This is a genomic window from Cellulosimicrobium sp. BMG9.23, from assembly GCF_059159985.1.
Window position 1 is genome coordinate 98,097 of the sequence record NZ_JBZGBZ010000009.1, and the last position, 19,385, is coordinate 117,481.

Annotated in this window: 15 protein-coding genes; 10 read left to right on the forward strand and 5 right to left on the reverse strand. The window is 72.6% G+C overall.

Annotated features, from left to right (window positions below; translation table 11 throughout):
• The first annotated feature begins 62 nt into the window (after positions 1-62).
• The 6 genes from AC4H2G_RS16690 to AC4H2G_RS16715 all read left to right on the forward strand — a co-directional run bounded on the left by AC4H2G_RS16690 (position 63) and on the right by AC4H2G_RS16715 (position 8,316).
• Positions 63-1,025, forward strand: a complete 963-nt coding sequence (locus AC4H2G_RS16690; protein WP_494366855.1) for an FkbM family methyltransferase — start codon at positions 63-65, stop codon at positions 1,023-1,025.
• Positions 1,022-2,557 (forward strand): glycosyltransferase family 4 protein, encoded by a 1,536-nt coding sequence (locus AC4H2G_RS16695; RefSeq protein ID WP_494366856.1) that lies wholly within the window; start codon positions 1,022-1,024, stop codon positions 2,555-2,557. The genes AC4H2G_RS16690 and AC4H2G_RS16695 overlap by 4 nt, the downstream gene beginning before the upstream one ends.
• A complete protein-coding gene (locus AC4H2G_RS16700) occupies positions 2,557-4,074 on the forward strand; it encodes a glycosyltransferase family 4 protein (protein WP_494366857.1) in 1,518 nt (505 codons plus the stop codon). The genes AC4H2G_RS16695 and AC4H2G_RS16700 overlap by 1 nt, the downstream gene beginning before the upstream one ends.
• A 62-nt stretch (positions 4,075-4,136) precedes the next feature.
• Positions 4,137-5,039 carry an ABC transporter permease gene (locus tag AC4H2G_RS16705; RefSeq protein ID WP_494366858.1) on the forward strand — a complete coding sequence of 301 codons (903 nt, stop codon included), beginning with the start codon at positions 4,137-4,139 and terminating at the stop codon, positions 5,037-5,039.
• On the forward strand, positions 5,039-6,277 hold the full coding sequence (locus AC4H2G_RS16710; RefSeq protein ID WP_494366859.1) for an ABC transporter ATP-binding protein: 1,239 nt from the start codon (positions 5,039-5,041) through the stop codon (positions 6,275-6,277). The genes AC4H2G_RS16705 and AC4H2G_RS16710 overlap by 1 nt, the downstream gene beginning before the upstream one ends.
• Entirely contained in the window at positions 6,274-8,316 is a 2,043-nt protein-coding gene (locus AC4H2G_RS16715) for an ArnT family glycosyltransferase (protein ID WP_494366860.1), read from the forward strand. Before AC4H2G_RS16710 ends, AC4H2G_RS16715 begins: the two co-directional genes overlap by 4 nt.
• A 16-nt stretch (positions 8,317-8,332) precedes the next feature.
• On the opposite strand, the gene AC4H2G_RS16720 is transcribed toward AC4H2G_RS16715, so the two are convergent.
• Both AC4H2G_RS16720 and AC4H2G_RS16725 read right to left on the reverse strand, forming a co-directional pair.
• Positions 8,333-10,180 (reverse strand): DUF4214 domain-containing protein, encoded by a 1,848-nt coding sequence (locus AC4H2G_RS16720; RefSeq protein WP_494366861.1) that lies wholly within the window; start codon positions 10,178-10,180, stop codon positions 8,333-8,335.
• Between the two features lie 5 nt (positions 10,181-10,185).
• Positions 10,186-12,288: a DUF4214 domain-containing protein gene (locus AC4H2G_RS16725; RefSeq protein ID WP_494366862.1), complete on the reverse strand. Its 2,103-nt coding sequence runs from the start codon at positions 12,286-12,288 to the stop codon at positions 10,186-10,188.
• A gap of 149 nt (positions 12,289-12,437) precedes the next feature.
• Between AC4H2G_RS16725 and rfbB the strand changes: the two genes are divergently transcribed.
• The 3 genes from rfbB to AC4H2G_RS16740 all read left to right on the forward strand — a co-directional run bounded on the left by rfbB (position 12,438) and on the right by AC4H2G_RS16740 (position 16,308).
• A complete protein-coding gene (rfbB, locus tag AC4H2G_RS16730) occupies positions 12,438-13,433 on the forward strand; it encodes a dTDP-glucose 4,6-dehydratase (RefSeq protein WP_494366863.1) in 996 nt (331 codons plus the stop codon).
• 130 nt (positions 13,434-13,563) lie between these two features.
• Positions 13,564-14,871 carry an LCP family protein gene (locus tag AC4H2G_RS16735; protein ID WP_494366864.1) on the forward strand — a complete coding sequence of 436 codons (1,308 nt, stop codon included), beginning with the start codon at positions 13,564-13,566 and terminating at the stop codon, positions 14,869-14,871.
• 525 nt (positions 14,872-15,396) lie between these two features.
• Positions 15,397-16,308, forward strand: a complete 912-nt coding sequence (locus AC4H2G_RS16740; RefSeq protein ID WP_494366865.1) for an LCP family protein — start codon at positions 15,397-15,399, stop codon at positions 16,306-16,308.
• Positions 16,309-16,348: 40 nt separating this feature from the next.
• Here the strand turns inward: AC4H2G_RS16740 and AC4H2G_RS16745 are convergent, their stop codons facing one another.
• The 3 genes from AC4H2G_RS16745 to AC4H2G_RS16755 form a co-directional block, all read right to left on the reverse strand.
• Positions 16,349-16,915: a hypothetical protein gene (locus AC4H2G_RS16745; protein WP_494366866.1), complete on the reverse strand. Its 567-nt coding sequence runs from the start codon at positions 16,913-16,915 to the stop codon at positions 16,349-16,351.
• A gap of 64 nt (positions 16,916-16,979) precedes the next feature.
• Entirely contained in the window at positions 16,980-17,465 is a 486-nt protein-coding gene (purE, locus tag AC4H2G_RS16750) for a 5-(carboxyamino)imidazole ribonucleotide mutase (RefSeq protein ID WP_494367038.1), read from the reverse strand.
• Between the two features lie 26 nt (positions 17,466-17,491).
• Positions 17,492-18,778, reverse strand: a complete 1,287-nt coding sequence (locus AC4H2G_RS16755) for a 5-(carboxyamino)imidazole ribonucleotide synthase (RefSeq protein ID WP_494366867.1) — start codon at positions 18,776-18,778, stop codon at positions 17,492-17,494.
• A 112-nt stretch (positions 18,779-18,890) separates the two neighbouring features.
• Between AC4H2G_RS16755 and AC4H2G_RS16760 the strand changes: the two genes are divergently transcribed.
• Positions 18,891-19,379, forward strand: coding sequence for a GtrA family protein (locus AC4H2G_RS16760; RefSeq protein ID WP_494366868.1), 489 nt, complete (start codon positions 18,891-18,893; stop codon positions 19,377-19,379).
• Positions 19,380-19,385 lie beyond the last annotated feature (6 nt).

The following is a 19,385-nucleotide window of genomic DNA, read 5'->3' on the forward strand; positions in this document are numbered from 1 at the left end:
GGGCCGGGGACCCGCGTCGAGGCGTGCACGGCGAGCCGTTCCTCGTGGATATGCTGGCGCCCATGCCCGACGGTCCCCTCATCTCCTACGCGCAGAACCGCGAGGACGTCGTCCTCTGGCGCGCTCTCGGTCACGTCCTCAACGGGCGCTACGTCGAGGTCGGTGCGAACCACCCTCTCGTCGACTCGGTGAGCCGCGCCTTCTACGACCGGGGGTGGAGCGGGATCACGGTCGAGCCCGTCGAGGCGTTCGCCACCACGTACCGGGACGAGCGGCCTCGCGACCGGGTCGTCCAGGCGGCGGTCACCGACGAGCCCGTGGACACGATCACGCTCCACGTCGTCCCCGGCACCGGCCTGTCCACGCTCGTGGACTCGGTGAGCGAGCGGCACGACCTGGCCGGCTTCGAGCACGAGGACATGGTCGTCCCCGCCCGCTCGCTGGACTCCGTGCTCGACGAGAGCGGGTGGTCGGGCCAGGAGATCCACTTCCTGCTCGTCGACGTGGAGGGCGCCGAGGAGTCCGTCCTGCGGAGCGTCGACCTCCACCGGTGGCGGCCGTGGGTCCTGGTCGTGGAGTCGACCCTGCCCAACTCGACGGAGCCGTCGCACGAGTCGTGGGAGCCGCTCCTCGTCGAGGCCGGGTACGAGTTCTGCCTCTTCGACGGGCTCTCGCGGTTCTACGTCGCCCGCGAGCGTGCCGACGAGCTCCGCACCGCGCTGTCCTACCCGGCGTGCCCCCTCGACCAGTTCGTGCCCTACGCGGTGGTCGAGGCCCGCACCACCGCATCCCGGTCCCTGGAGACCAAGGACCAAGAGATGGAGGAGGTCGAGCGCCAGCTCGTGCAGTGGCGGACGCGGGCGCTCGTCCAGTGGGCCGAGGCCCAGGCGCAGGCCCAGCAGCAGCCGCCCGCCCCGGACGACTCGGCACGCCGGGAGCTCGAGGCGATCCGCCGGACCCTTTCGTGGCGCGTCACGAAGCCGCTGCGCGCCGTCCGCCGTCTGGCTGCGAGGAAGGGTTCGTGACGTCGACCGCCGTCCCCGCCACCGCCGAGCGGTTCCTGGACGCCCTGGACTCCCGGCTGACGACGGCGGCAGACATCGTCCTGGGAGAGGGCGAGGGAGTCGCGGTCGCCGAGGCCGGGACGACGGCGGCGACCCTGCTGCCCCGACTCGTCGAGGCGGTCCGTGACCCCGAGGTCGGTGACGACGCCCGGTGGCTCGTCCTGGTGGCGGCCCTGGGGCGCTACCCGTCCTCGGACGAGCTCGTGTCCTTCCGACGCTCGCTCGAGCTCGACCCGCCGGAGGCGGTCGAGACCGAGCTCCTGACGATCGCGCTCCGTCGCCCGGCGATGTACGCCGACCGGCCGATGCGTGTCGTGCGGTCGACCGTCGTCGAGACCGACTACAGCGCCCGGCACGACCACCACACCGGTATCCAGCGCGTCGTCCGCGAGACCGTGCCGCGGTGGGCGGTCGGGAACGACCTCGTCCTCGCCGCCTGGAGCGACGACCACTCCTCGCTGCGCACCCTGGCGCCCCGCGAGTCGCAGCGGGTCCTGGCCTTCGGCACCGGCGCGACGAGCGACGCCCGTCACGACCACGGCCAGGGCGAGGCCGCCGAGTACTCCCACACGATGATCGTCCCCTGGCGCACGCGCGTCCTCCTGCCCGACGTGCCCGTGGGCGCCGCGAGCGACGTCCTCGCGACCCTCGCGCGGTGGTCGGGCAGCACGGTCGGGCTCGTGGGCTACGACCTCATCCCCATCACGAGCGCGGACCTCCGTCCCTGGGGCGAGGCGAACGGCACGGCGGGGCTCCTGCACGTGGTCAAGCACGCCGAGCGCGTCGCCTGCATCAGCCGTTCCGCGACCGCGGAGTTCCGGGGATTCGTGGAGGCCCTCCCGGCACAGGGTCTCGTCGGGCCGCTGGTCGACGAGGTGCAGCTCCCGGCCATCTCCTCGCCGATGTCCGGTTCGGTCCCCGCGCGCGCCGACTCGTCACGTCCCGTCGTGCTGTGCACCGGGACGCGCGAGCCGCACAAGAACCACCGTGCCGTCGTCCACGCCGCCGAACGGCTGTGGCGCGAGGGCGTGGACTTCGAGCTCCGCCTCGTCGGCGGGTTCGGCTGGTCCGACGTACCCCTCGGCGACGCCACCGCGCGGCTCCGGGCCGAGGGCAGACCTCTTGTCGAGCTGGGCCGCGTCAGCGAGCAGGTCCTGTGGGACGAGCTGCGGGCGGCCGACGCGGTCGCGTTCGTCTCGCTCCACGAGGGGTATGGGCTCCCGATCGCCGAGGCGCTCTCCGTGGGCACTCCCGTGCTGACGACGGCGTACGGCAGCCAGGCCGAGGTGGCCGCCGGCGGGGGATGCCTGCTGGTCGACCCGCGCGACGACGACCAGGTGACCGAAGGACTGCGCAGGCTCGTGACCGACGATGCCCTGCGCGAGCGGCTCAAGGGTGAGGCGCGGAACCGTCCGGAACGGACGTGGGACGACTACGCCGCCGACCTGTGGGACTTCCTGACAGGAGCGGAGCCGCCGAAGGGGGAGCACTGATGACGCCGACGAGACCGTGGACCCGGAGGCGGCCCGAACCCGGCCCGCCGCACCTCGATCCCGGCGTCGTCGCCGCCTGGTGCCGCCGGGTCCCCGTCCTCGCGGCGGCCCTCGACACCGCTGCCGAGGTCCCGGAGGCCACCCCGTCGGCCGTCCGGGACGCCCTCGGGAGGATCGTCGACGCCCAGGACCCGGCACAGGTGTGGCTGGCCCTCGCCGTCCTCTCGGCGGTCCTGCCCGACGACGCGACCGTCATCGAGACGACACGGGCGAGCGAGTCGGACCCGGCCGCGCTCGTGGACCGGCTCACCCTCCTGACCACGCCCGAGTCCGCACGCCGCCGCGTCCGCGTGGAGTCGGGCAGCACGGTTGTCGACGTCGCGCACACCGCCTCGACGACCCTCATGACCGGGATCCAGCGCGTCGCCCGCGAGTCCACCAGACGCTGGCTCGCCCGGGACGTCGTGCCGGTCGCCTGGACGACCGCCCTCGACGCCGTCCGGGAGCTCACGCCCGCCGAGCACGACCGGATCGTACGCGCCGTCGCGGCCGACGAGAGCGACGAGGCCCTGGACGAGGCCGCGGTCGTCGTGCCCTGGCGCACGACCTACGTGCTGCCCGAGCTGGCGATCGACCAGCCCCGGACCGAGCGTCTCCGTGCGATCGCGCGCTTCTCGCGCAGCAGCTTCACCGCCATCGGCTTCGACCTCATCCCGCTGACCACCGGCGAGACGACGGCGCCGGGGATGCCGGGTGCCTTCGCCGGCACCATGACCGCGATGCGGCACGGCGCACGCGTCGCCCCCATCTCTCGCGCCGCGGCCGTCGAGTACCGGGGCTGGCGCACGATGCTGGGGGCGACCGGGCTCACGGGCCCGGAGATCGAGCCGGTGCTCCTGCCCACCGAGGCCCCGCCCTCGACCGAGGACGATCTCCGGGACGCCGCGGAACGGTTCCTGGTGGCGAAGATGCCCCTGGTGCTCGTGGTGGGCAGCCACGAGCCGCGCAAGAATCACCGCGCGGTCCTCCACGCTGCCGAGGTGCTCTGGCGCGAGGGCCACGAGTTCTCGCTGACCTTCGTGGGCGGAAACGCGTGGAACAGCGAGGAGTTCGTCGAGCGGCTGCGACGGCTCCAGGACCAGGGCCGCCCCGTGGAGTCCGCCTCCCGCGTTCCGGACAGGCTCCTGTGGGCCGCCTACCGGCTCGCCCGCTTCACGGTGTTCCCCTCGCTCAACGAGGGCTACGGGCTCCCCGTCGCGGAGTCGCTGGCCGTCGGGACGCCGGTGGTCACCTCGGCGTTCGGTAGCATGGCCGAGATCGCCGACGGTGGCGGGGCCCTCCTGGTCGACCCTCGCGACGACGTCTCGCTGCGAGACGGCATGCGTGCCCTGCTCGCCGACGACGCCACGCTCCTCCGGCTCCGTGCCGAGGCCGCCGCGCGCTCGATCCGCACGTGGGACGAGTATGCGGAGGATGTGTGGCGCTTCCTCGTGGAGGGCGCCCCCCCGGCCCCGTGAGGCCGGACGGCACGACTACTCTTGGGCGACCTCACGGAACCCCCCGACCGATCAGGACGGCGATGAACGACCAGCGCTCCGCGCGTGCCTCGACTCTCGAGGCCGAACCCTTCCGCCCTGCGGGGCCTCGCCCCGGCTTCCTCGGCGGCACCGTCCAGTCGATCCGCGACATCTGGTCGCACCGGGAACTTCTCGGGCTGCTGACCCGCCGCGAGATCAAGGCACGGTACAAGGACAGCGTGCTCGGCTTCTTCTGGAGCCTCGCCCGCCCGCTCGCGATGCTCATGGTCTACTGGGTCGCGATCGGCAAGTTCCTCGGGGCGGAGCGCTCTATCCCCGAGTTCGCGATCTACATCTTCACGGGCCTGACGGCCTGGCAGCTGTTCTCCGACATCGTCCTCAGCGGTACGGGCTCGATCGTCGCGAACTCAGGACTCATCAAGAAGGTCTACGTCCCGCGCGAGGTCTACCCACTCTCGGCGGTCGGCTCCGCGCTGTTCAACTTCGTGATCCAGCTCGGGATCCTCATCGCGTTCACCGTCGTGCGCGGGCAGTTCCCCGTCGGCGCCCGATGGCTCTACTTCGTGCTCGCCCTCGCGGTGCTCGTCACCTTCGCGACCGCCGTGGCCCTCTTCCTGTCCGCGGTGAACGTGTACCTGCGCGACGTGCAGTACCTCGTCGACATCTCGCTCATGCTGCTGTTCTGGGCATCGCCGATCGTCTACTCCTGGAGCCAGGTGTCGCAGTACCTCGACGGGATCCTCAGGACCATCTACCTGGCGAACCCCATGACGCAGGTCATCCTGGCCTTCCAGCAGACCTTCTGGGTCGCCGGTGACGGACAGCCCGTGCCCGAGAACCTCGGGACGAACCTCCTCATCATGCTGGGCGTCTCGATCGTCCTCCTCTGGCTGGGTCAGCGCACGTTCGCCCGCCTCCAGAGCAACTTCGCGCAGGAGCTGTGATGAGCACCCCCGTCATCCGCATCGACGACCTGTCCAAGCGCTTCGTGATCCGCAAGGAGAAGTCGCTCAAGGAGCGACTCGTCAACTTCGGGCGGTCCAACAAGCACAAGGACGACTTCTGGGCGCTGCGCGACGTGTCGATGGAGATCGAGTCCGGCTCGACGGTCGGCCTCGTGGGTCCCAACGGGTCCGGCAAGAGCACGCTCCTGAAGATGATCGGCGGCATCCTGCAGCCCACGACGGGCACCGTCAGCCTGCGCGGCCGGCTCGCGGCGCTCCTGGAGCTCGGCGCCGGGTTCCACCCCGACCTCACGGGTCGGGAGAACGTCTACCTCAACGCGTCGATCCTCGGGCTTTCCCGAGAGCAGACCGACGGCTACTTCGATGCGATCGTGGACTTCTCGGGCATCGAGAAGTTCATCGACACGCAGGTGAAGTTCTACTCCTCCGGCATGTACGTCCGCCTCGCCTTCGCCGTCGCCGTGCACGTCGACCCCGACATCCTGCTCGTCGACGAGGTGCTCGCCGTCGGGGACGAGCCGTTCCAGCGCAAGTGCATGGACCGCATCCGCCAGTTCCAGCACGACGGCCGGACGATCGTCTTCGTGAGCCACTCGCTCGACCAGGTGGCCGACCTGTGCGACCGCGCCGTGGTCCTGGAGAGCGGCCGGGTGATCGCCGACGGCGAGCCGCGCGAAGCGCTCCGGACGCTGCGATCGGAGTTCGACCAGATCCGCCGGGAGGACCGGCGCACCGTGCAGGCGGCCCGCGCGGTCGAGGACGTCGAGGACGCGCAGGCGGAGGACGTCGTGACCGTCCGTGCGGTCGACGTGGTCCGCTCCGACGGCGCACCGCTCACCGAGATCTCGCCGGGCGAGGACGTCACCGTGGTGGTCTCCGTCCACGCCTCCGCCCCGGTCGAGGACGCGGTGGTCGGAACGGGAATCGACTCCGGGCTCGGGGTCGCGGTGATCGGGACGAACACCCAGCTGCTCAGCCGGAGGATGCCGCGCCTCGAGGGCGATGTGCGGATCGCTTTCGACTTCCGCAACCTCCAGCTCGGCGAGGGCACCTACACGGTCCACGGCGCTGTCGCGAACGAAGCCGGCGTCGAGCTCGACCGGCTCCGTGACGCCTCGACGCTCCTCGTGGCCGGGGACGGCCGGTCCGTCGGTTTCACGACGAGCCCGGTCCAGGTGCGCGTGCTGGAGCCGGGAAGCGTGGCGGCGTCGGCATGAGCCGTCTCGACGTGAGGCCGGCGCGCCCGCGCCTCCGCGCGGCGGCGCTCCTCGTCGCGGCGCCCGACCGCATCCAGACGCTGCTGCTCAGCCTGAGCATCGCCGTGTCGGTCACGGTCCTCCTGGAGGTGTTCCGACCTCTCGTCGTCCTGCCGCTCACAGCGCTGCTCGTCGCCCTGATGTGGCGCCTCGTCCCCGACCCGGTGCCGGCCACCCGGCGCGCCGTGATCGGGACCTCGGCAGCCCTGGGCGTCGTCCTCGTCTGGCTCGCCGTCAACGTGCCCTTCGCGGCCCGGTTCGTCGTGGTGACACGTGACCCCGGCTTTCTCACGCTCGAGGGCTTCTGGCTCCAGGACAACAGCTCCCCCGACATCCCGCTCGGTGCCGGTGCGGACCTGCTCGCCCAGATCGACGGGGTCCGCATCGCGTCGATGGCGTACTCGACGAGCGGCGACGTCGTCCACGTCCAGGGAGCCAAGCTCCTGCCCGGGATCCTCGCCGTCGGAGGGTGGGCCGGAGGAGATCTCGGGATTCTCGTCGGCAACCTCGTGCTCGGCGCCGTGGCGCTGCTCGCCGTGTACGCCTTCGCGCGCCGGCTCGTCGGGCCGCTCTGGGCGCTCGTCCCGCTCGTCGGCATGGCGTGCAGCGTGCCGTTCGCAGCCTTCACGCGGGCGGCCTACACCGAGCCGATCACCGTCGCCTTCGGGTTCGCCGGTCTGACGCTGGCCTGGAGCGCCGTCGCCGCGAGGTCGTGGTGGCAGTTCGCCGGAGCCGGTGCGTTCATCGGCGCGACCGCGCTCGCCCGCGTCGACGGCGCCGCCCAGGTGATCGGGCTCGTCGCGGCGCTGGGCCTCGCCGCGGCGTGCGCGACGCTCCCCGCCGCGCGCCGGCGTCTCGTCGTCGCGCTCGCGGCCGCGACCGCCGGCGGTCTCGCGCTCGTCGCCCTCGGGTACCTCGACCTCGCGGTCCACAGCCCGAAGTACCTCTCCGACCTCTCGGCCCGGGTGGACATGCTCGGACTCGCGCTCGCGGCAACCGTGGTGGTCGCGGTCCTCGTCAACGTCCCGCTCCTCGCGCGGCTCCTGGGCTGGGTGACGCTCCGTGGGCGACGCCTGCTCGCGTGGGGGTGCGCAGCCGCCGTCGTCGTCGTGGCCCTCGTGCTGGTCACCAGGCCCTTGTGGACCGAGAAGCACAACATCGACGGCGCCTCGCCCTATGCCGGCTTCATCGAGAACATCCAGAAGCTCGACGGGCTGCCGCTCGACGGGACGCGGTCGTACGACGAGCTGTCCGTGAACTGGTTGTCGTGGTACTTCGGCGTGCCCATGGTCGTCCTCGCGTTCGCGGGCCTGGCCATCGCGACCTATCGCGCTGTGGACCGCCGCGACCCTCGTCTCCTCGTCTTCGTGGGTGTGGTCGCCGCGCCGAGCGCACTCTACCTGTGGCAGGTGAGCATCACACCGGACCAGGTCTGGGCGATGCGACGGTTCCTCCCGGTGACGATTCCCGGCTTCCTCGTCGCAGCGACCCTGGCGCTCGTCGTGATCTGGGAGACCAGGCGTCGATGGGCACGAGTGGTCGCCGTCGTCGGGGCGGTCGCGGTCGCGGGATGGCCCCTGCTCACGTGGTCGAACATCTTCACGGTGGTCGAGCAGGACGGGCGCTTCGGTGAGGCGACCGCGGCGTGCGACGCGGCAGCGGGCCGTCCCGTCGCCGTGCTCGAGACCGTGATCCCGTACGAGGCGACGCTACGAGCCATCTGCGGGACGGAGACCGTCGCCGTCTCGAACGCGGAACCGGAGACCCTCGCACGGCTTCGCGAGGCGTGGGGAGGCGACGTGGCCGTCGTCGCGTTCCACGGCGAGGTCATCCCGTGGTCCGACGGCGTCGTGCCTCCGCCCCTGCGGACGACGACGGAGACGATCTGGGAGCGCACGCTCGTGAGCCCGCCGCAGGAGGCGCGCACGACGGAGTCGAGGCTCTGGATGGGCGTCATCGAGCCCGACGGCACCGTCGTCCCCGTGCCGTCCGGCTCCTGAGTGACCGCCGAGCCTTTCAGGGGAAGCGGCGCAGCGCGAGGTCGCGGTACTCGACCGAGCCCGCGATCCCCTCGCGCACCGCACCCTCACCACGCGTGAGCAGCACACCGCCCCACGACACCTTGCCCGCACGATCCGGCGCGCGTCCGAGGAACACCTCGTAGTACCCGCCCGCCCGGTGGTTCGCCGCCTCCCGCGACCACCACACCCCGGACGCCACCGCGGCCCGGCCCGACGACGCGATCTTCCCCCGCCAGTGCGCCACCTCCGACGCAGACGCCGACCGGCCCAGCATCACCTCGTACAACCGCCGCACGAACGCGTCGTCGTTGCCCCCCGACCGCTGGTAGAACTCGGCCGTGCGGTAGAACAACAGCGCGACCGCGTCCACCGAGATCTCCCCCGACATCACACCTCGCGTCCAGCTGTTCAGCCCCGCGGCGTCCGGCTGACGACCCAGCACGTCCACGTACGCCCCACGCACCCGCAGCCGCACGTACTCCTCCGACTGCGTCAGCGACCGCACCAGAGCGGCGCGGCTCGTCCCCGAGACCAGCGCGGACGACCAGGTGGACAACCCCCCGGCGTCCACCGGCCGGTCCAGGAGGTCCTCGTACAACGCCCGTACCACGGACCGGGCCTCCGCCGGTGAGACCCCGGAGATGGTGAACCAGTCGCTCTTCAGCCCGAGCCGGGTGCGGACCTGACTCCCCGTGAGGGCCACGACCCGCCCGCCCGTGATGGTGACGTCGACCCTCGTCGCCCGGCCTCCGAGCTCGCCCAGGCCGTTGCGTGCGGCCACCCGGATGCTCGCGACGGTTCCGACGCCGAGCCGTGCCGAGAGCTCCGCCGGCGTGAACGTCACCGCCCACGAGCGGTGGGGGTTGCTCGCGGTCGCGTCGCCGGCGTCCGCGACGGCCGGGAACGTGCCGCCGGCGGAGTACCCCCCGGTCGAGCTGCTGAACTCGGTGAGAGCGATCCTGCCGTCGCCGTGCCGCATGACCTGCCCCGACGTCGCCGAGACCGCTGCGTCCGACAACGGGTGCTCGAGCGAGGCGCGCGCTCCGGCGTCGGTGACGGTCGTCGCGCCGAGGTAGACCTGGCACGCCGTCGTGTCGCACGTCTGGGCACCCGAGGCCCGCACGCCGCGCGGCGCGAGCGCGTAGGAGCGCGCGGCCACGGACTGCGCCCGCAGCGCCTGTGCGCCACGTCCGCTCCCGACCGCACCCCACGACGCCGGCATCTCGCGTGGCACGACGCCGCGCAGGTACGAGTTCACCGGGAGCGTGTTGACCGTGAACTGCGTGCCCCCGCTCGCGACGGCCCGCAACGTCCCCCGGTAGCCGTGGTCGACCCCGGCCTCGCAGAGCTGCAGCAGGTTCGCGACGTTCGCCGGGTCGGCCGTCGTCGAGACGACCGCCCCGGACGCGACCTCCCCACGGTCGGACCACGGACCCGCGCACCCCGGGCCCGTGAAGTAGCGCAGGCGACCGTCCGCCACGCGCACGAGCCGCACCGCCGCGGCACCGGCGGCACCGCCGTTCACGCGCAGGGACGGACCCCTCACGATCGTGTCCGTCCCGGTCTTGCGGAGGAGCTCGACGGAGAGGGAACCGTTCCCGGCGTCGCCCCGCAGGCTCGTCCCGCCGTAGAAGTGCTGCAGGATCTGGGCGTGGGACCACCCGTGGTCGACGGCGTACCCGAGCGCCCCGTACTGGCCCATGCCTCGGCCGTGCCCGTAGCCACGGCCGGCGAACGTGAACGTCCCGTCGGCCGCAGCGGCCGGTGGCGCGGACGGCACGACCACGGCGAGGAGGCCCACCATCGTGAGCACCAGCGCCTGGACGACCGACCGGGTACGCATGACCGTCAGGGGAACCGGCGGAGCGCGAGGTTGCGGTACTCGGCCGAGCCCGCGATCCCCTCCCGCACCGCACCCTCACCACGCGTGAGCAGCACACCGCCCCAGGACTCCTTGCCCGCACGGTCCGGCGCACGCCCGAGGAACACCTCGTAGTACCCGCCCGCCCGGTTGTTCGCCGCCTCCCGCGACCACCACACCCCCGACGCCACCGCAGCACGACCCGACGACGTGATCCGCGCCCGCCAGTGCCTCACCTCCGACGCCGACGCCGACCGACCCAGCATCACCTGGTACAACCGCCGCACGAACGCGTCGTCGTTGCCCCCCGACCGCTGGTAGAACTCCGGTGTCCGGTAGAACAGCAGCGCGACCGCGTCCACCGAGATGTCCCCCGACATCACGCCCCGCGTCCAGCTGTTCAGCCCCGCGGCGTCCGGCTGACGACCCAGCACGTCCACGTACGCCTCGCGCACCCGCAGCCGCACGTACTCCTCCGACCGCGTCAACGACCGCACCACCGACGCCCGGCTCGTACCGGACGCGAGCTTCGACGTCCACGTCGACAACCCCGACGAGTCCGCCGCGCGTCCGAGCAGGTCGTCGTACAAGGCCCGCACCACCGACCGTGCCTGGGTGAACGCCGCACCGTAGCCGTACGCGGTCGCGCGGTTCCGGATGGACTGCAGGTGGGAGTAGCCCACCTGACCAGGGCAGGCCGTGTAGGCGACGTCGCGGTGACCGAACGTCGTGGGCAGGGTGACCGTCGACCCTGCCGGGTAGCGGGAGTTCTCCCCGCCGCGTGTCGTGTAGCTCATGAACACGTCGGGTCGCACCCCGTAGGCTCCGAGCCGGAACCCGACGACGTGCGCCACGGCCTGGACCGCAGCGTTGCTCGGGGCGACGCTCGAGTGGTCGCCGAGGAACGCGACGCCCACGGTCGACGTGTTGAAGCCGCCCGCGTGCACCCCGATGATCGGCTTCGTCATGCTGTTCGCGCGACCCTCGTAGACGTTTCCCCACTTGTCGACGACGAAGTTGTACCCGAGGTCGCACCACCCGCGCGTGGTGATGTGGTACGCCTGGTCGTTGCGGATGACCTGCATCGCCTGGGCGACGGTCGTGTAGGAGTTGGGGTTGGCCGTGTGGTGGATGACGGCTCCCACCAGGCGTGAGGCGGTGTCCGGGGTGCATGCCTGCGGTGCCGCTCCCCACCCTGCCCGCGAGATGACCGCCGGCCCGGCCGCAGCGGTCGCGACCGTGGTGCCTGCGCCCTCCACGAAGAGGGCGTTCGTCGTGACCGCCTCGCCCGTGGACGCGGCGCCGGCCGCCTCGGCCTCGGGGACCTGGGTCGGCTCGGGAGTGGAGATGAGCGTCAGCCGGAGGTCGGCCGGCAGCTCCTCCACAGCGTCGGCGGTCGCCACCTGGACGGCGTCCGACTCACCGACGTACATCGTCCCCGTACCGGACCGGGTCCCGACCTCCGCGTCGACCGTGCCCGCGTCCGGCTGCTCGTCGGCGACCTTGAGATGCTGCCAACCGGTCCAGTCCCCGTCCTGCGTCCGAGTCCTCACCTGGAGCTCGGGCACCTCGACCGTCAGGTCGTCGGGCCACGAGACGGCGACCGTCTGGAAGCCCTCGTTCTCCACGACGGGTCCCGCGGCGACGTCCTCCACGGTCTCGAGCGAGAGCTCGTCACCCGGGGCGACGGGCTCGTCCGGCTCCACCGGAGGATCAGCGAGCGCCGGTGCGTCCGAGGGTGCGGTGCCCTCCTCCGGTGCGTCCGAGGGTGCGGTGCCGTCGGGGACCTCACCGTCAGGGGCCGCCGTCTCCGGGGTCCCGCCCGCCGGCGGGGCGCTCCGCGCACCCACCTTCGCGTCGGGGACGGAGACGTCCACTGCGAGCGGGTACTCGTCGATCCGGGGCGCCACCGACGCGTCCGCCGTCGGGAGGACGGCCGCCGCCGGTCGCGACCCGGACAGGGCCGGGCCGGGCCGGGCCGGAGCAGAGGCGGTCGGGCGCTCGGCAGGCGCGACCGTGGGCGCGCCGACCAGGGGCACGATCAGGGACGCGACGGCGACGAACGCGGGAACCACGGCAAGCGACACCATCGGCACTCCTCGACGGGAACGGTCTGTACACGAAGTCAACGCCCTGTCCCCACCCTCGGCAAGGTGGGGCGAGCGGCGCGGCGCGATCCTGTCCGACGAACCTCAGTACAGTAGGTGCCGCCCGCAGCCCCTCTCGAAGGACCGTCATCATGCGTCTGCTCGTCACCGGCGGAGCCGGTTTCATCGGCTCGAACTTCGTCCACCAGACGGTGCGGGAGCGCCCGGACGTCCAGGTGACCGTCCTCGACGCGCTGACCTACGCGGGTGACCGCACGTCGCTCGCCCCCGTCGCCGACGCAGTCACGCTCGTCGAGGGCAGCATCACGGACGCGCCGCTGGTCGACCGCCTCGTCGGCGAGTCGGACCTCGTGGTCCACTTCGCGGCCGAGTCGCACAACGACAACTCGCTGGACGACCCGTCGCCCTTCGTGCAGACGAACGTCGTCGGCACCTTCACGCTGCTCGAGGCGGTGCGCAAGCACGGCACCCGCTTCCACCACATCTCGACGGACGAGGTCTACGGCGATCTCGAGCTCGACGACCCGGCGAAGTTCACGGCGAGCACCCCGTACAACCCCTCGAGCCCCTACTCCTCGACGAAGGCCGGCAGCGACCTCCTCGTCCGCGCGTGGGCGCGGTCGTTCGGCGTGCAGGCCACGATCTCGAACTGCTCCAACAACTACGGGCCGTACCAGCACATCGAGAAGTTCATCCCGCGCCAGATCACCAACCTCATCGACGGAGTGCGCCCGAAGCTGTACGGCGCCGGCCTCAACGTGCGGGACTGGATCCACGTGGAGGACCACAACGCCGCCGTGTGGGCCATCATCGACAAGGGCCGGGCGGGCGAGACCTATCTCATCGGCGCGGACGGGGAGAAGAACAACCTCGAGGTCGTGCAGACGCTGCTCGAGATCTTCGGGCGCGCCGCGGACGACTTCGAGCACGTCACCGACCGCCCGGGGCACGACCTGCGCTACGCGATCGACGCCTCCAGGCTGCGGGACGAGCTCGGGTGGACCCCGCGCTTCACCGACTTCCGCGACGGGCTGGAGGCGACCGTCGCCTGGTACCGCGAGAACGAGGCGTGGTGGCGTCCGGCCAAGGCCGCGACCGAGGCGAAGTACGCCGCCGTCGGCCAGTGAGGCCGTCCGGCGGGTCCGCCGAGGGCGGGCCCGCCGGAGCTGTCGGTGTCGTCGTTCTCCACGATTCCTCTACCCACCGGGTCCTCCGGCGACGCAGAACGGTGACCTCCACCGCCTATGCTCGTCGGTCGTGAGCTCTCGGCATGGCGGGTCGTCCGCACCGCACCGACCCCGGACCGCAACCGGTCCGGCGCACGCGCGACGCCTCCCGTCGAGGTCCGTCCTGCGCGTGCTGGCGCTGTGCGTGACGGCGTGCGTCGCGTTCGCGGGCGTCGGCGGCGCGACCGCGCTCTCGCGGTTCACGGGCAACATCGACGACGTCGACGCCGACAGCCTGCTGGGCGACGACCGCCCGGAGGCGAGCACCCCGGATCCCGAGGACCCGAACGCGGGGACCCCGCTGAACATCGTCCTCATGGGCAGCGACGACCGGTCGGGAGCCAACGGGGGCCTCGTGGCCGACGACACCGAGGGCATGCGCTCGGACACGACGATGATCCTGCACATCTCCGCCGACAGGTCCCGCGTGGAGCTCGTGTCGATCCCCCGTGACTCCACCGTCGACCTGCCCTCGTGCCCGACGACCGCCGGGACGACGACGGACCCGGTCTCGGGCACCAAGTTCAACTCCGCGTTCGCGGCCGGCGCGGACCTCGGCGGTGACGTCGCGTCCGGCGCGCTCTGCACGATGCGCACGATCGAGAGCCTCACGGACGTCCGGATGGACGGCTTCGTCGTCATCGACTTCGCCGGGTTCCAGGCGATGATCGATGCGCTCGGTGGTGTCGAGCTGTGCATCCCCGAGGCGGTGCACTCGCCGAAGGCCAACAACCTCACGCTTCCCGCCGGGGTGCAGACGCTCGATGGCGGGACCGCGCTGAGCTACGCCCGCGCACGCACCGGGGACGGTCTCGGCGACGGCTCGGACCTCGGCCGGATCGGACGTCAGCAGGAGCTCATGGCGGCCCTCGTGCGCACCGTGCTCAGCAAGAACCTCCTGACCGACGCCGGTGCCCTGGTGCAGTTCCTCGACGCGGTGACCAGGTCCCTCACCATGAGCGACAACTTCTCGTCCGTGACGGGACTCGCCGGACTGGCCTACAGCGCCCAGGGCATCGACCTTGGCAGCATCACCTTCATGACGGTCCCGAACGGCACCGACCCGACCAACCCCAACAACGTGGTGTGGACGTCCGACGCGGACCGGCTGTGGGAGAACCTGAAGAACGACGTGCCGGCGGGCGCGACCGAGCAGGACAGCGGCGGCCAGGCCGCCGACGCCCCGGACGCGTCCGACCCCACCGGCGCCACGCCCGAGGAGGCGACGGACCCTGCGGGCCCCGAGGGATCTGGCCAGGAGGCACCGGCACCCGTCGAGACGAAGGACGCCGGCGAGGAAGCGTTCTCCGCGCAGGACGTCACGTCGGTCTGTGGGTGAGCGCCGATGACGCACGACGGAACTGATCCGGGGCGACGACCACCGAGCTTCACGCCGCAGGGCGGTAGGTCTCCACGTCCGTCCTCGGTCGACGACGCCATCACGATCGGCAACAGCGGCCAGCGTCCTGCACCCCGTCGGCGACCGGCCGCCGACGACGCCGTGCGGTCCGAGCCGCGCATCCGCCGCCAGTCGTCCCGGGAGATCCCCGTCACGCCGGCGCGTGCCGGGACCCCACCGTCCGCACGGCCCGCGCGACCGGTGAGCGGGGCGGCAGGACCGGCAGCCGCGCCGCCGTCGGTCGCCCCCGCTCGTGCACCTCAGCGACAGGCGCCGGCGTCCCGCGTCTCGTCCGCCCCGCACGCCTCCAGCCGTGCTGCCGGTGCCGTGCCCGCGCGGCGCCCGGGCACGGCACCTGCCCCGCCGGGTCGCCCGCCCACGGGCCGACCTGGTCCGACGTCGCCCGCCGGAGCGCCGCGCGGGCGCGGCACCCTCCGCGTCCGCAAGGGACGGGTCGTCACGCTCGTGGCCTGCGTCGTGCTCGTCGGACTGCTCGCCTGGCCGATCGGTCTGCTCGTGTGGGCGAACGGCAAGATCGAGCACGTCGAGGCGCTCTCCGGTGCGGCCGGGACGCCCGGGAACACCTACCTGCTCGCCGGCTCGGACGCGCGCGGCGAGGTCGTCGGGGAGGACGGCACCGAGGGCGCCCGGACGGACACGATCCTCCTCCTGCACGCGCCGTCGAGCGGTCCGGCCGCTCTCATCAGCCTGCCGCGCGACACGTACGCCGAGATCCCGGACAACGGGGCCGGCAAGCTGAACTCGGCGTACTCCTGGGGCGGGGCACCGCTCCTGGTGCGCACCGTCGAGCAGCTGACCGGCCTCACCGTGGACCACTACGTGGAGATCGGGTTCGGCGGTGTCCAGGGTGTCGTGGACGCCGTGGGCGGCGTGGAGCTGTGCCTCGACTACGACGTCAACGACCCGAACAGCGGCCTCGTCTGGACAGCGGGCTGCCACGTCGCCGACGGGACGACGGCGATCGCCTTCTCGCGCATGCGCTACTCCGACCCGAAGGGTGACATCGGTCGCGCGGAACGCCAGCGGCAGGTGATCGGTGCGGTCTCCTCGCAGGCGGCGAACCCCAGCATCCTCTTCCGACCGGCCGACCAGGTCTCGCTCCTCGACGCCGGGATCGGGGCGCTCACGGTCGACGAGAGCACGGGCATCGTCGACCTGGGCAAGATGGCCCTCGCGTTCCGCGCCGCGAACGGACCCGACGGCGTCACGGGCACCCCGCCCATCGGCAACCCCGACTACCGTCCCGGGAACGTCGGCTCCACGGTTCAGCTCGACCCGGAGCTCGCCCCCCAGTTCTGGGAGGACGTCCGCGACGGCACGCTCCCGCCCGGACAGGTCGGCGGGCTCCCTCAGTAGCCGGGAGCACGCTCCCCGACGCCGACGGCTCGTGCTCCGTCTAGCCCTCCGGGCGGGGCGTGGCCCGGCCGGGCAGCTCGTACGACGCGACGAGATCGACGTGCTCCACCACGACGTGCACCTCGTCGTCGGGCAGGTCGTCGACCGAGACCCGGAAGACCGCCGGGGCCAGGTCGTCCGTGCAGACCCTGTCCGTGAGGCCGTCGCGCTCGGCGTCCTCGGCGGTGAACGACGCCACCTCGACGACGAAGGTGTCCCCGACCCATCGGGCCCCACGAGGGGTGACGGGACAGGACGAGCTGCCCCGCGTGACGACGAGGAGCTCGCCCTCCCTGTCGGACCGCAGCACGACAGGACGGGGGTCGTCCACCGTCGTGGTGGCCACGGCCCGGTCCACGGTCTCCTCGTAGCGGGGATCCTCACGGTCGACCACCGTGACCTCGAGCGCCGACGTCCCGCCCTGCGACACCGACGGGAGAGGTTCGGTCGCATCGCCCGCGGCACCGTCCGGTCCCCCGCAGCCGACGACCACGGCGACGACCAGACCCACGGCAGCGAGCGCGCGCGCTCGGGTGGCGGAGAGCTGGAGGGCCTGCTGCACGCTCATACCCTCTTGTGTCGGCGGACGGCTCGATCTTGCCGTCGGTCGCCGTGGAGTCCGGGACGACCGGCTATCGTGCCCGCGACTCGCGCAGCCGCGCACCCTTGGCCCGCGCCTGGTCGGCCAGGTCCTCCTGGAACGCGACCATCCGCTCGCGCAGGCGCGCCGCGGCGTCGTCGGTCCCCGACGCGAGGATGCGCGCGGCGAGCAGGCCGGCGTTGCGGGCCCCGCCGATCGACACGGTGGCGACGGGCACGCCCGCGGGCATCTGCACGATGGACAGCAACGAGTCCATGCCGTCGAGGTGCTTGAGCGGCACGGGGACCCCGATCACCGGCAACGGTGTGACGGCGGCGAGCATGCCCGGGAGGTGGGCCGCTCCCCCGGCGCCGGCGACGATCGCGCGCAGCCCGCGCTCGGACGCGGTGCGCCCGTACTCGATCATCTCGACCGGCATGCGGTGTGCCGAGACGACGTCGACCTCGACCGGCACGTCGAACTCCGCCAGGGCCTCGGCGGCGGCCTGCATCACGGGCCAGTCGGAGTCGGACCCCATGACGATGCCGACGATCGGGTTCTCGCTCACGGTCGGTGCTCCTCGTCCGAAGGGTTCGCGGTCTGCGACGCGGGGTCCTCGCCGCGCAGGATCGCGGCGGCGGCGAGGGCACGACGGCGCACGTCGTCCAGGTCGTCGCCGCTCACGTTGACGTGCCCGAGCTTGCGGCCGGGCCGCACGCCCTTGCCGTAGAGGTTCACCTTCGCGTCCGGGAACGTGCCCAGCACGGTGGGCAGCGCGTCGGTGAGCTCGTCGAGCGCAGAGCCGAGGACGTTCGCCATGACGGTCCACCGGGCGGTCGGGGCGGTGTCACCGAGCGGCAGGTCGAGGACGGCACGCAGGTGCTGCTCGAACTGGCTCGTCACGGCGCCGTCGATCGTCCAGTGGCCCGAGTTGTGGGGGCGCATCGCGAGCTCGTTGACGAGGATGCGCGACGGCGCGGCGTCGCCTGCACCGTCGGCCCCACCGGCCCCGGCCGGCACCTCGAACATCTCGACGGCGAGCACGCCGGTCACGCCGAGCCCCTCGGCGATGCGCACGGCGGCGTCCCGCGCCCTCTCGGCGTCCTCGGCCGACAGGCCCGGCGCCGGGGAGATCACCTCGGCGCACACGCCGTCGCGCTGGATCGACTCGACGACGGGCCACGTGCGGACCTCGCCGCGGCCGTCAAGGCCGCCGGACGGGCGCCGGGCGACGAGCACGGCGAGCTCGCGCGCGAACGGGACCTTCTCCTCGACGAGGAGCGCGGGCCCGCCTGCCGCGGCGGCGTCGATCCACTCGGCGACCTGCTCGGCGCCCCCACCGGCGGTCGACACGACCCGTACACCCTTGCCGTCGTACCCGCCGCGGGACGTCTTGACCACGGCCTCGCCCCCGACCTCGTCGAGGAACGTAGCGAGGGCGGTCCGCGCGGCGTCGGGCTCGGTGGGCAGCGCGGCCCAGCGCGGGCACGGGGCCCCGAGCTCGGTGAGACGGCGCCGCATGACGATCTTGTCCTGCGCGTGCACCAGCGCGTCCGGCCCGGGACGCACGGGGGTGCCGTGCTCCAGGAGATCGGTGAGCAGGGCGTTCGGCACGTGCTCGTGCTCGAACGTGAGCACGGCCGCGGGCTCGCCCTCGGCGGGCGCGATGAGCGAGCGGATCGCCGCCTCGTCCGACGCCACGCCCACGGGGGTGTCGGTCACGACCTGGGCCGCCGACGTGTCGGGCGCCTCCACGAGCACCCGCAGGTGCACGCCGAGCTCCCCCGCCGCCGGGGCCATCATCCGTGCGAGCTGTCCGCCGCCGACCACGGCGATCACTGGTGCTGCCACGTGCACCCACCCTAGTGCCTGCGCCCGCCGGCACCCACCCGCACCCCGTCGGCTCCCTCGCACCATCCCGAAGGCACCGCACGCACCCAGGCGCGCCCGGTAGCCTCGGTCCATGGCCCCCGGTTCCCGCGCCCCGCGTCAGCGGATCGCCGACCGCGTGCGCGAGCTCGCGAAGTTCGGCTCCGTCGGCGCGCTCGCGTACGTCGTGGACCTCGGGCTGTTCAACCTGCTGAGCTTCGGGCCGGGCGAGGTGCTCGGCCACAAGCCCTTGACGGCGAAGGTCGTCTCCGTCGCCGTCGCGACGCTGGTCTCCTGGCTGGGCAACCGTTACTGGACCTTCTCCGCGCGTCGCACGGAGACACGGGGCCGGGAGCTCACGGCGTTCGTCGTCGTGAACGTGGGCGGGATGCTGATCGCCGTGGGGTGCCTCGCGTTCTCCACGTACGTCCTGGGCCTCACGTCGCCGCTGGCGAAGAACGTGTCCGCGAACGTCGTCGGCCTGGCCCTCGGCACGGCGTTCCGCTACCTGGCCTACCGGCACCTCGTCTTCACCGGCTCGGCCGAGCCCGTCGAGGACGCAGAGCCCGCCCGGGTCGGCTGACCGGCC